The organism is Nostoc sp. C96 (assembly GCF_059384975.1).
Window position 1 is genome coordinate 3,851,185 of the sequence record NZ_CM182020.1, and the last position, 12,920, is coordinate 3,864,104.

Sequence of the window (12,920 nt, forward strand, 5' to 3'; positions counted from 1 at the left end):
TGACAAAGTTTTTTGCGTAAGTCCGATTTGGGATTTTTCATCAACCAATTCCAAATCTAAAATTTAAAATCTCAAATTATTCTGCCTCCTGCGATAAGTTATTATTCATGCCGTGACATTTAAACACTTGCAGCTCAACAACCAATGGTAAACTCCACCCTCGTGGCCACACTCTATGTCAACCCTGTAGCAGGCAAAGATACAAATGATGGTTCGCGGTTGAGTCCGTTTAAAACTCTCACCCGTGCGTTAAGAACCACAACACCGATAATTATTCAGTTGGCACCTGGCACTTATAGCGCCGCTAACGGTGAACAGTTTCCCTTGGTGTTGACTGCGGGTGTAACAGTTATTGGTAATGAAGTTAATAAAGGTGCAGGAATTATCATTTCTGGGGGTGGGGAATATCAAAGCCCAAGTTTTGGTGTACAGAATATTACGTTGTTGCTGCTGGGTGATGCCAGTCTGATGGGTGTGAGTTTGACTAATCCTATTCCTAAAGGCACTGGGGTGTGGATAGAATCATCAATTCCCTACATGGCTAACAATACGTTGCTTAATTGTGGACGGGAAGGAATATTTACGACAGGTAATGCCAAACCAGCGATTTTAGATAATGTGTTTGTTCAAAATGCTGCTAGTGGATTGTTTATGGCGCGTAATAGTAAAGGGGAAGTTTTACGCAACACTTTTCAAAAAAATCCTTTGGGGATAGCAGTTACCGACTCAGCCGCCCCATTAATTGCCAATAATAAATTATCAGAAAATCGTACCGCGATCGCACTGTCTCGTGATGCTCGTCCGGTATTACGGCAAAATTTAATTATCAAAAATGCCCAAGGTGGTTTGTTAGTCAATGCGAATGCTATGCCAGATTTAGGTAATAGCCAAGATGCTGGCGCGAATATCTTTCAAGATAATGGCGAGTTTGATTTACAAAATGCTACCGCCCAACCCCTCATTTCCGCAGGTAATCAGTTAAATCCGACTTTAGTTAAAGGACAGGTAAATTTTATTGCCGCTACCGAAGATAGTCCGAGAATAGTTACTGGGAGTAGCAGTTTTCCTGATTTAGTGGGACACTGGGCGGCGGTGTTTGTGCAAGCCTTAGTCAGTCGAGGCGCAATTAGTGGTTTTCCTGATGGCACTTTTGGCCCAAACGCCCCAATTACTCGCGCCCAATATGCGGCTGTGCTGGCGAAAACCTTTCAGTTACCCAGCAGCAAATCTAGCAAATTTCCTGATGTAAAACCTGATTTTTGGGCAGCTTCAGCCATTTCCAGTGCGGCGGATGCTGGATTTATTAGCGGTTTTCCTGATGGGACATTTCGCCCAGGCAATAATCTCACCAGGGTACAGGCGATTGTATCTATTGTTAATGGTTTAAAATTTGGCGGTGGCACTCCGAATGTGTTGAGTGTATACCGCGATCGCGCCCAAATTCCCAGTTATGCTACTAATGCAGTCGCCGCCGCTACACAAAAACTCATCATTGTTAACTATCCCCAATCTGACCGATTAGAACCACTGCGAGACATTACCCGCGGTGAGATGGCCGCCTTAATATATCAGGCATTAGTCGCCAACAGCAAAGAAAAAGCGATCGCCTCACCTTATATTGTCAGTCCTGATGCCGAAGTTCCCACCTTCGCCGACTTAAACCGACACTGGGCGGAACCATTTATTCGCGCCTTAGCCAGCCTGAATTTAACCCACGGTTTCGCTGATGGTAGCTACCAGCCAGATAAACCTATGACTCGCGCCCAATATGCAGCTTTAGTGGCGGCGGCTTTTAACCCCGCGCCCAAACGCCCAGCCATTGAATTTATTGATGTACCCCAGAATTTTTGGGCATACAAAGCTTTACAAATTGCGGCAAGTGGTGGCTTTGTGAGTGGATTTAGCGATCGCACCTTCCGCCCCGATCAAAATGTGCAAAGATTACAAGTGATTGTTTCTCTGGTCAACGGTCTCGGCTTACCCGCAGCCCAAAGCAATATGTTACTTCCTTACACTGACAGTAATACTATTCCTGACTATGCCCAAAAAGCGGTGGCAACCGCTACACAACAAAGAATTGTTGTCAACTATCCCCAGCCCAATTTACTCGCCCCAACGCGAGAAGCCACAAGGGCGGAAGTAGCTGCAATGGTTTATCAAGCCTTAGTAGCTATTAACCGCACACCAAATATTAATTCCCCCTATATTGTTTCGACAGCCAAGAGTTGACCAAGTAAAATGAAAAACACTGCTTATCCACTTGGAAACTCTTGTTTACCAACCCTATAGCTAAAAACACGCTAGGCTATAGGCGATGGGTCGAAAATTTATACCTGTTGCCGCAAGCCAATAGTCCCATGTTTACCAAAACGCCAGAAACTTCTGCCGAATTGGCAGCTGCTCTACTTATTCATTACAGTTTCGACCTCAGCGGCTATAGTGCCACTGAGCTAGTTAACCGTTGGCAAAATCAATATCCTCTAGATTGGCTGCACCTAGCAGTCATTGAAGCGCTTTATCAAGGTCGCTATAAAGCCATTTCTGTACAGCAAATTATGGCATTTTGGCAACGCCGACAGCAGCCTATATATCATTTCAATATGGAATTTGAACGCCTGATTTGTAGCAAATTCCCAGAAATATTAACGGCGCTGACTACACCAGCCTTACCACCTGCTCAAGAAGATATTAGCTCAGAAAATGTAGCGAATGTTGCCAATTTGGCAACAACACACTCATCGTCTGCTGTTGATGATAAATATCAGCAAAGCTACAAACGAACAGAGACATTATCGAGCCGAGTAGATAGTCAACGAGTCAAAAACATTTTGGCATCTTCAACATTGAGCCTTCCAGCCACCGAGGTTAAACCCAGGCTGAATTCACAACCAATGCTTCCCAGTCATCTTCCATCATCAAACCCTGACAAACAGGCAAAACTGCTGACATCTACAGTCAATCATCCTCCAATTGACCGCTTTACGCCCCAAACAAGCGATCGCTCCGAGTCATTCACCTCTAAACTCAAAGCGATTTCTCACGAAAAGCCCCAACAGGTTTCGTCTCATAAACAACTTGAACAAAGTTGGTAAATCTCACACTAGGAAATTTTAAATTTGTGTCTCTGCTGTGATTGTGAACCTGCATAGATAAAATTGTAGGTATAAGTCTTTTGTGCGATTTTGAATATTCAACAGGCGATCGCACCTGTAACCATAAATAAAATTTTATTTGTTTTTAAATTAAACTTATACTAATTTTTACTAAAAAATTAAGTAATCAGTTTAATTTGTCTATAGCAAAATCAGTTTTTCAATTATTTAAATTTCTGAATATTGCTGAATTGAGATATAAATCCGTGTAGAGATGTTGCTCCATCACGTCTCTACAAAGATTTTAGTCATCAGTAAAATCATTTTTATCAATAAATTCAGCCGCACCAAATAATTTTTAATCTGACATTTACTTGATTGCAGATATCTCCGCAATTAAGTAAATGAATTTTTGCTGCCAAAAAATTTATTCCCAAAAAACAGACATTTTTCCTATGGTTCAAGTTAGTTTTAATATTTGGGGTAACGGTGCTATTAACCGTTCAGGAAGTATTAATACCGATGCACCGACATACACGATTATTCATGGCTATCAAAGCACTGCTGGTAACGCTGGTAATAACTATATACCCGCAGATTGGGTAGTAAACATTGCCCAAACCATTCGACAGCGCGAGTCGAATGCAAACATCATTCTCGTAGATTGGGAAGCAGGCGCTAGTTCTTTATATTATCCAACTGCTGCGGCCAACACACGAGATGTAGGTAATCAGTTAGCTACTTACTTAAGAAATAGCGGCGTAGATGCAACTGATATCAACCTTATCGGGCATAGTTTAGGAGCGCACGTAGCCGGGTTTGCTGGCTCTGCTTATCGTGCTTCTACTGGGCGTTCTATTGGGCAAATTGTTGGACTAGATCCAGCCGGGCCAGAATTTGAAGGTGCAGCAACAGGCGATCGCCTAGATCCCACAGACGCGACTCGTGTGACAGCCATACATACCAGTGAAACCCTCGGTTATGATGCGCGGTTAGCCACCTTAGACCTGTATATCAACTGGAATGATCTTTTCCAACCAGGACAAATTAGTTTTTTGGGTAATCATAGCTATGCCCACACTTTGTATACACAGTTACTTCAAGGCAATAGCTTTACTCAATCTAACGGCACTCTCCTCAACTTAAATACAGTACTGAATGCAGGGTTTTTGGGTGAGAACTATAACAGTACCAAAAATAACAAGGTAATTGTTGCACTCAATCTTCTAGGTACTACTGGTAATGATGTTCTGTCGGGTGGTGCAGCGAATGATACCATTCGGGGCAATGCTGGCAATGACCGGATTACAGGCGGAGACGGCAATGATTTGCTTTATGGGGAGAGTGGGAGCGATCGCCTCAATGGTGGACGCGGTAACGATTCTGTCTTTGGTGGGGCTGGGAGCGATCGCTTATTTGGTGACGACGGAAACGACATACTCACCGGCGCAGATGCCGCAGTAAGTAGGGGTTTTGGTGAAATTGACCGCTTGACTGGGAGTGTGGGGAGCGATCGCTTTGTTGTCGGTACTACTACAGGTGTCTTCTACAGCGATGGGAATACCAGCACTTCCGGTCTAGGCGACTATGCCCTAATTACTGATTTCAATACTTTAGAAGACACCATCCAATTATCTGGCGCGAGATCTAGCTATAGCTTGGGATCTGTACCGACTGGTTTACCTACAGGTACAGCCCTATTCCTGAATGAAAGTAGTCTGGAACTAGTGGCTATCATTCAAGGCTCTACCAACCTCAGCCTGAGCGCCAACTATTTCGTCACCGTCTAAATCTTAAAAACTATCATCTGATAACAGGCGGGATGATAGTTTTTAACTAGATTTTATATGGCTTTTATAAGGTTATCTTAGCAGTCTCTTAACATTAATCACTTAAAACTTCTGAATAACGACTAGCAATTAAGCGGTCAGCAAATTGTACCTAAATTCAGGAGAACATAGTGACTTTATCAAGGCGGAAATTTTTTACCCTAGCTGGAACCGGAACAGCTGGTGCAGTTCTCTTATCACCATTACAAGCTTTTTACGCTAAACGCACTTTGGCGGCCGGGCCTTACGGTGCTTTGCAAACCGATCCTCTAGGTGTCCTAGATTTACCCGCGGGATTCTCTTACAGGAGATTATCAGAAACAGGGCAAACCATGACCGACGGCTATACAGTTCCTGGGGGACACGATGGTATGGCCGCCTTTGCTGGAGCCAATGGTAATACAATTCTGATTCGGAACCACGAACTCACGCCCACTTCTAGCAATGGTTTGAATGCTCCTACTGGTAGCAAGTACAACACCAGTGCGAGAGGTGGTTGTACAAAATTGGTCGTTAATTCTTCTCGCAACTTGGTAGAACATCGGGGAGTCCTAGCGGGAACCATTCGCAATTGTGCTGGTGGCCCTACACCTTCGGGGTCTTGGTTAAGTTGCGAGGAAACCTTTGAAACCAATAACGGCAAAAAGCATGGTTATGTGTTTGAAGTTCCCAGTAGCGCCAATACTTTTGTTACTCCAGTTCCCCTAACCGCTATGGGGCGTTTTAATCACGAAGCTGCTGCTGTAGACCCCAACACAGGGTATATCTACATGACGGAAGACCAGCCAAATGGACTGTTCTACCGCTTCGTTCCCAATAATATTAACAACCTGAGTGCTGGCGGCACACTATACGCCTTAAGGATTATAGGGTCGTCTGGAATCAACACAGCTACAGGTTTCCCCAAAAATACACCTAGGTCGGTGAACTGGGTACAGATTACTAATCCTGATCCCACCTCTGATACTGTCAGAACAGCCGGGTATAACAGCGGTGCTGCGAGGTTTTCTGGTGGGGAAGGCATATTTTATGGCAGTGGTTATGTCTACTTCACTTGTAAGAGTGGGGGTAGTACTGGAGATGGGCAAATCTGGCGTTATTCACCCACTAACAATACCGTTGAACTATATATTGAACCTAACAATTCTGGTGTGCTAGATAATCCAGACAATATTGTCGTTTTCCCCAATCGAGATATCTTTCTCTGTGAAGATGGAGATGGAACTGATTATATTTTAGGGATCACTCCCAGTGGCAGTCTTTACAAGTTTGCGAAGAATGCTCTCAACACATCGGAGTTTGCTGGAGTTTGTTTCTCACCTGATGGACAAACTATGTTTGTAAATATGCAGACACCAGGAATTACTTTTGCGATTTGGGGTTCTTGGTAAAATTAGCGCTTAACCCTGTAATTCATGTGCCTCTGTAAGCCAAATCTAATTCATTTAACTTACAGAGGCACGTAGAAAATATCAGTACAATTCGCACAAATGCTTTCAGCTTTAGACAATTTGGGTCTTATCCACGGCGGCAACACGTAATGCCACACGCTTATACTTACTGCCATCATAAGGAATACCTGCGTGCATAACTTGTGAGTTATCCCAAACAACTAAATCTCCAGGCTGCCAAACATGAGCGTAAACTGGCGTACATTCTAAAATTCTTTGAAATAGTTCTTGCCAAAACTGTTTCGCCAAACTCAGGTCATCTTCCATGCCTACAGCTATTGATGTGTCTGAACCTAGATATAATCCTTTGTGTCCAGTTACTTTATGAATTGAGACGATAGGATGCTTTTTCATTGGCACATCAGACCCTAGCTTATAACTTCTGGGCGGCAGATGATACATGGACATTTGCTCTAATTGCCGCCGATATCCAGGCTCAAGATTTTGATAAGCTTCTACCATGTCAATAAATTCGGTAGTGTGGGGTTTGCCATCCAGTCCTTGTGCTGGTATTTCCACCCCGTACAACATCACCACATACAAAGAATTCATATCTAGACCGTCTGTTCTGGGCAGATGGTCTTTATCATGATGCCATTGCCAAGCAAATTGTCCGATGATTTCTGGAGAGCTTTCTTTGGGATTTCCTAAAATAGATACACCAGGACTTTGCAAATCTGGGTGAATATCTGGATCTAGAGATTTCGGCAGATACTTAAAGCCTGACTCGCCAAAAGTATGGTTGGTAAATTCCTGCAATTGTGATGCCGTCATGTTTTGATTTCTGACGACAATTACCCCATTCTCCCAAAGCGATTGTTTAAATTCCTGTCTTTGTTGGTTTGTGAGTTCCCTTAAATTGCCACCTTGTAATACTTCCGTGCCTAGCCTCGGATGTTGCTTAAATGTTTGCTGCTGCATTCTCAAACTCCTTTTTAGATGATTTTTGTTTTGTTTATCAGATATCGCTTTACTAAAAAAATTATTGTGAGCTACAGTTTGCTGGTAACTGGTAACTGTAATCTTCAACTCAGCTTCGCAACATTTCTTAACTATTTTGCGTCGTCATCTGATGAGTAAAATCCAAAATCTAAAATTGTTTGACAGTTTTTTGTATTCATAAATGAATATCTGAAAATAATGAGAAATATCAGCCAGTACTTTAGTGCTATTTCTTTAGTTGTGCTACTCCAAAGTTTTCCTCTAAGTGTTCAGGCACAATCAACAGAAACTCCTTCTCAGACAAGCTCAGATCCCATTCAACAGGTCATTAAAGCCCAATGGATGACAAATTCTGCCGATGGCAATTTTTATCCTGAAAGATTGCTGAGTCGGGCAGAATTAGCCTCAATTATGGTGAAAGTCTTTCGAATAGATAAACGACAAGCTGTTAGTCAAGAAAACGTTGTGATTGCCGATGTCCCAGCCTCTAATCGGGCATTTAACGATATTCAGATAGTCTTAAAAACAGACATTATGAAAGGCTATCGAGGGAATTTATTTTTTCCCAACCAAAGAGTAACTAGGGCAGAAGCTTTAGCGATATTTGCTCAAGCTTACGGCGTATTTCAGTTTGATGATAGTACAGTCAATGACATTCTCTCCTCTCATCCTGATGCTACATCAATTCCTACCTGGGCGAGAAAAGCGATCGCGACTGTAATCTCAGAAGGATTTGTCAACACAGATAGCCAAGGTAATATTTCTCCATTACAACCTATGACTCGTGGGGATATGGCTTACGTATTGAGTAAATATTTGCAACGCCAAAGACAACTACCAGATACACCAGAAGTGCCGAGTGTGCCTGATAATACAGTTTCCCCTTAGTAACCGAGGTAACTTACCCATATTCCCAAAATTTACGCAATTCAACGAAAAATTAATGGTTTTGCCAATGGTACCGAGGCTTATGGGTATGCAAAACTCTTACACCCAATTTCCACAGACAATCTTTGTAAGTAAGTTCTGAGAGAGTTCGACTACGTAAGTTCTAATTCTTAATGGGTTATGTAACAGAATTGCAACTCCCCATAATCATGGGGACAACCCGACCGTGGGAAAATCAGAATACCAGAAGTAGAAATTAGAGAGGAAAACCCTATAATATGCATCTGAGTGAAATCACCCATCCCAATCAGTTGCACGGTTTATCTATCCGGCAACTTCAACAGATTGCCCGCCAAATCCGCGATAAACACCTCCAAACAGTAGCCGCAACAGGGGGTCATCTAGGGCCAGGTTTGGGTGTTGTAGAGTTAACTCTAGGGCTTTACCAAACATTAGATTTAGATCGGGATAAAGTTATTTGGGATGTAGGACACCAAGCTTATCCCCACAAACTGATTACAGGACGTTACGCCAACTTCCATACTCTCAGACAAAAAGAAGGAATTGCTGGTTATCTCAAGCGCGGCGAAAGCAAGTTTGACCACTTTGGCGCGGGACACGCTTCTACAAGTATCTCCGCCGCCTTGGGTATGGCATTAGCCAGAGATGCTAAAGGCGAAAAATTTAAAGCCGTTGCTGTCATTGGTGATGGTGCTTTAACTGGTGGTATGGCATTGGAAGCCATCAACCACGCTGGACACATGCCTAAAACTAACTTGTTAGTGGTTCTCAACGATAACGAGATGTCAATTTCTCCCAATGTGGGTGCGATTCCTCGCTATCTCAACAAAATGCGCCTTAGCCCGCCAGTACAATTCATCAAAGATAACTTTGAAGAACAATTCAAACAAATTCCTTTCGTTGGTGAATCTCTGTCTCCAGAATTGGGACGCATTAAAGAGGGAATGAAGCGCTTGGCGGTTCCCAAAGTGGGGGCGGTATTTGAAGAACTGGGCTTTACCTACATGGGGCCAGTTGATGGACACAACTTAGAAGAATTGATTGCGACTTTCCAACAGGCGCATCAAATACAAGGGCCAGTTTTGGTACACGTAGCCACAATCAAAGGTAAAGGCTATGAAATCGCTGAACAAGACCAAGTAGGCTACCACGCCCAAACTCCTTTTAATTTAACAACTGGCAAAGCCATTCCTTCCAGCAAGCCCAAACCTCCCGCTTATGCCAAAGTCTTTGCCCATACTTTAGTCAAACTCGCTGAACAAAACCCGAAAATCATCGGTATTACAGCAGCAATGGCCACTGGTACAGGTTTAGACAAGCTACAAGCTAAACTACCTAATCAATATATAGATGTTGGCATCGCCGAACAACACGCTGTAACTTTAGCTGCGGGTTTAGCATCAGAAGGGATGCGTCCTGTGGCTGCTATCTACTCAACCTTTCTACAACGGGCTTACGACCAAATTATTCATGATGTTTGTATTCAAAACTTGCCTGTGTTCTTCTGTTTAGACAGGGCGGGAATTGTTGGCGCTGATGGCCCCACCCATCAAGGAATGTATGATATTGCTTATTTGCGCTGCATTCCCAACATCGTGTTAATGGCACCGAAGGATGAAGCAGAATTGCAACAGATGATGGTCACTGGGATTAATCATACCAGTAGCCCGATCGCTATGCGCTTCCCTCGTGGTAATGGTCACGGTGTACCCTTAATGGAAGAAGGTTGGGAACCTTTGGAAATTGGTAAGGGTGAAATTCTCCGCAATGGTGATGATGTATTAATCATTGGCTACGGCACAATGGTTTACCCCAGTATGCAGGCGGCAGAAATTCTCAGCGAACATGGCATTGAAGCAACAGTGATTAATCCCCGTTTTGTCAAGCCTTTAGATACAGAGTTGATTTTACCGTTGGCTAAGAAAATTGGCCGGGTTGTCACTTTAGAAGAAGGTTGTGTGATGGGTGGCTTTGGTTCTGCTGTGGCTGAAGCTTTACTTGATGCTGATATTGTTGTCCCAGTGAAGCGTATTGGTATCCCAGACACGTTAGTTGAACACGCTACCCCAGAAGAATCTAAGGCAGAATTAGGTTTAACTAGTCGTCAAATTGCTGAAAGAGTTATGCAGGCTTATTTTCAGAAGGAAGTATCGGCTGTGGTTTAAATCTGTTATGTGAAATTCACAATTCAACTTTGCAATTAGGGTGGGCAATTACCACCCTTTTTTATATTTTTATAGCGGTAGTCATATTATGTTAGGACAACTAACTTGAAAGCGTGAATGCCAGGAATAGTAAGACTTTTCCTCCTACATTCTGCTATAATTTTCATCCATTTCATCTGAAGGTTTGTGAGGGTAACAGCAATTCCATCTCCAATCATGCTATAGCAATTTTTTATACACAAACACCAAAGGACTTTCCAGCCTATTCCTGACTATCATGCTTAACAATTACATCAAATACAGCATAACGGGCTTTTCCCTGCTGTTTTGCATGATACATAGCTGCATCCGCATTTTGCAGTAATTTTTCCGGTTGGTCTCCACCACCTTGATTGATGGTAATACCTATACTGGCTGTGGTAGAAATCAGATTTCCATTTAAGGTTAAGGGTAAGCCTAAAGTATCTTGAATTCGTTTGGCAACGTTAATAGCATCATTAATATCTTTAATATCTTCTAGCAGCACCGCAAACTCATCACCACTAAACCGTCCAACGGTATCACCACTACGGAGACACGATTCGAGCCTGCGAGCGATCGCTACTAGTAAATCATCGCCCATTGCATGGCCAAAGCGATCGTTAATTTCTTGAAAGCCATCTAAATCTAAAAATAAAATTCCAAAACGGTAATCTATTCGGCGTTTACTTCTTTCTACAGCTTGCTTCAATCGATCTAAAAATAAAGCTCGATTTGGTAATGCTGTCAGTCCATCATAAAAGGCATTTTGGAGTAATTGTGACTCTATGAGTTTGCGTTGGGTAACTTCTTGAAGAACTATTACTACACCAGTAATATTGTGATTACTATCACGAACAGGTGCAGCATAATCTCCTACTAGTATTTCTCTACCGTTTTTAGCAACTAACACACAATTATCTGGTAAATGTAAAATTGCTCCTGTTACTATTGTTAGTGTCGCTAAGTTTTCAATTGTTTCTTCTATATCTTTGTCAATTAATTGCACAACTTCTGCTAAACTTTTCCCACAAGCCTCTTTTGAGTTCCAACCTGTGAGTGCTTCAGCCATTAAATTCATAAATTGAATGCAACCATGAGTATCTGTGACAATTACAGCATGTTGCATACTGTTAATAATTGCCACCATTGGTTGCTGTTCTTCTTGCATTTGTTTGTTAATTTTGTGCTGTTCAATAGCCATTTCGGCAGTAATATACAGTTCTGTTTCTGCCAAAGATTTTACAACATCTTTTCTAGAATCACTTGTGTTTTTCTGATGTAATTTCATATATACCAAATACCTATTTAAATATAGCGTTTCTCGTTTTAGTGAGGTATATTTTACTGAGAACAGTGGTGAGATAAGTTAGAATTTCTATAATGGGAAACCGCTATATAATACGAATATGTAAAAATTTTTCGAGATAATATTGAGATGATTATCTAGCAATCCAGTTAAGATAAGCTTGTTGTTTCTGTTCCCTGTCTTCTACAGATAAACTTATTTGGCGGAAACATATTAGCTCATATACCACAGATTTTCTCAATTAATCTGATATTAAATAATACTAACTTTAGGAAAATCTCTCAGATGGTTTACAGCTTACTCTCCAACATCAGCCATATCTAAAACCTTACATCCTAACTCCTGTAAACTTTTTTGGGGTTTAAGCAAGAGGAAATTATCATCCTCAGCAACTAGGATTTTATGTGATAATATGTCAAAATCACCAATTTGCTAACTTCAGCGATGACTTGAATTGTTAACTCAATCTAAAGGTTAATAATTCTATGATAATCAATATCTAAAATTATTGACGTATATACTCGGCTAAAACGCTGAACAGCTTTTATAGGGTATATTGTTCTTGACAGTATTATTTATATTCAGAAAGTAGCGTAAAAATGTATGATTTTGTCTAATTGAAAAATCAATTTCCGTAAAATTACGAAAAATCTAGATATTTTGAAGTAATAAAAATGTGAATTTGAAATATAAAAATCGTCAAAATTCAAAATTTTAGATGCAGCGACAAGCCAACTCTTCTTGAATCGTCATCATCAAAGCAGTCAAGTTTATAGGTTTGACAAGATAACGACGAGCGCCTAAACTTATAGCTCGCTCTTGATCTGCTTTAAAAGCAAAGGCTGAAACCACAATAATAGGTATCTTTGGTAAATATGAATGTTGTTGGATTTGTTCTAGCAGCCAATAACCATCAACATCTGGTAATTTTAAGTCTAGTAACATTAAATCTGGCTGAAAGTTTTCTATTGTTGAGAACAAAGCTGCGCCATTTGATAGACTTTTGACATGATATCCACAGTAACCTAGATAATCGCTCAGCAACATTCTATTTACATCATTATCTTCAATGAGTAAAATCCTTTTTAATTGATGTGGATGCACTTGCTGATTTATAGTAAGTAAATGTGCTGTCATTAGGAAATATAATTTAAGACTAATATTCCAAAAAATACTTATTAAGCTGATAAATGGAATAACAAAGA

The 12,920-nt window shown here is 41.4% G+C and carries 9 protein-coding genes; 6 read left to right on the forward strand and 3 right to left on the reverse strand.

Annotated features, from left to right (window positions below; all coding sequences use genetic code 11):
• Positions 1–144 precede the first annotated feature (144 nt).
• The 4 genes from AC504W_RS16385 (at position 145) to AC504W_RS16400 (ending at position 6,312) form a co-directional block, all read left to right on the forward strand.
• The gene (locus tag AC504W_RS16385; protein WP_494873350.1) at positions 145–2,229 is read left to right on the forward strand and encodes an S-layer homology domain-containing protein; all 2,085 of its coding nucleotides are present in this window, start codon (positions 145–147) and stop codon (positions 2,227–2,229) included.
• A 128-nt stretch (positions 2,230–2,357) separates the two neighbouring features.
• On the forward strand, positions 2,358–3,092 hold the full coding sequence (locus AC504W_RS16390) for a hypothetical protein (protein ID WP_494873351.1): 735 nt from the start codon (positions 2,358–2,360) through the stop codon (positions 3,090–3,092).
• 455 nt (positions 3,093–3,547) lie between these two features.
• Entirely contained in the window at positions 3,548–4,882 is a 1,335-nt protein-coding gene (locus tag AC504W_RS16395; protein WP_494873352.1) for an alpha/beta hydrolase family protein, read from the forward strand.
• A gap of 170 nt (positions 4,883–5,052) precedes the next feature.
• Positions 5,053–6,312 carry an alkaline phosphatase PhoX gene (locus tag AC504W_RS16400; RefSeq protein WP_494873353.1) on the forward strand — a complete coding sequence of 420 codons (1,260 nt, stop codon included), beginning with the start codon at positions 5,053–5,055 and terminating at the stop codon, positions 6,310–6,312.
• Positions 6,313–6,423: 111 nt separating this feature from the next.
• On the opposite strand, the gene AC504W_RS16405 is transcribed toward AC504W_RS16400, so the two are convergent.
• On the reverse strand, positions 6,424–7,293 hold the full coding sequence (locus AC504W_RS16405) for a TauD/TfdA dioxygenase family protein (protein WP_494873354.1): 870 nt from the start codon (positions 7,291–7,293) through the stop codon (positions 6,424–6,426).
• A 219-nt stretch (positions 7,294–7,512) separates the two neighbouring features.
• Here AC504W_RS16405 and AC504W_RS16410 point away from each other — a divergent pair, with 219 nt between their 5' ends.
• Together AC504W_RS16410 and dxs are read left to right on the forward strand one after the other, a co-directional pair.
• Positions 7,513–8,202 (forward strand): S-layer homology domain-containing protein, encoded by a 690-nt coding sequence (locus AC504W_RS16410; RefSeq protein ID WP_494873355.1) that lies wholly within the window; start codon positions 7,513–7,515, stop codon positions 8,200–8,202.
• Positions 8,203–8,480: 278 nt separating this feature from the next.
• Positions 8,481–10,388, forward strand: a complete 1,908-nt coding sequence (gene dxs / locus AC504W_RS16415) for a 1-deoxy-D-xylulose-5-phosphate synthase (protein WP_494873356.1) — start codon at positions 8,481–8,483, stop codon at positions 10,386–10,388.
• A 262-nt stretch (positions 10,389–10,650) separates the two neighbouring features.
• On the opposite strand, the gene AC504W_RS16420 is transcribed toward dxs, so the two are convergent.
• Together AC504W_RS16420 and AC504W_RS16425 are read right to left on the reverse strand one after the other, a co-directional pair.
• Positions 10,651–11,697 carry a diguanylate cyclase domain-containing protein gene (locus AC504W_RS16420; RefSeq protein WP_494873357.1) on the reverse strand — a complete coding sequence of 349 codons (1,047 nt, stop codon included), beginning with the start codon at positions 11,695–11,697 and terminating at the stop codon, positions 10,651–10,653.
• Between the two features lie 732 nt (positions 11,698–12,429).
• Positions 12,430–12,852: a response regulator gene (locus AC504W_RS16425; RefSeq protein ID WP_494873358.1), complete on the reverse strand. Its 423-nt coding sequence runs from the start codon at positions 12,850–12,852 to the stop codon at positions 12,430–12,432.
• Positions 12,853–12,920 lie beyond the last annotated feature (68 nt).

Bases quoted from the DNA above. Each gene is read 5' to 3' on its own strand.
- AC504W_RS16385 (WP_494873350.1), top strand. From the start codon at position 145: ATGGTAAACTCCACCCTCGTGGCCACACTCTATGTCAACCCTGTAGCA.
- AC504W_RS16390 (WP_494873351.1), top strand. From the start codon at position 2,358: ATGTTTACCAAAACGCCAGAAACTTCTGCCGAATTGGCAGCTGCTCTA.
- AC504W_RS16395 (WP_494873352.1), top strand. From the start codon at position 3,548: ATGGTTCAAGTTAGTTTTAATATTTGGGGTAACGGTGCTATTAACCGT.
- AC504W_RS16405 (WP_494873354.1), bottom strand. From the start codon at position 7,293: ATGCAGCAGCAAACATTTAAGCAACATCCGAGGCTAGGCACGGAAGTA.
- AC504W_RS16410 (WP_494873355.1), top strand. From the start codon at position 7,513: ATGAGAAATATCAGCCAGTACTTTAGTGCTATTTCTTTAGTTGTGCTA.
- dxs (WP_494873356.1), top strand. From the start codon at position 8,481: ATGCATCTGAGTGAAATCACCCATCCCAATCAGTTGCACGGTTTATCT.
- AC504W_RS16420 (WP_494873357.1), bottom strand. From the start codon at position 11,697: ATGAAATTACATCAGAAAAACACAAGTGATTCTAGAAAAGATGTTGTA.
- AC504W_RS16425 (WP_494873358.1), bottom strand. From the start codon at position 12,852: ATGACAGCACATTTACTTACTATAAATCAGCAAGTGCATCCACATCAA.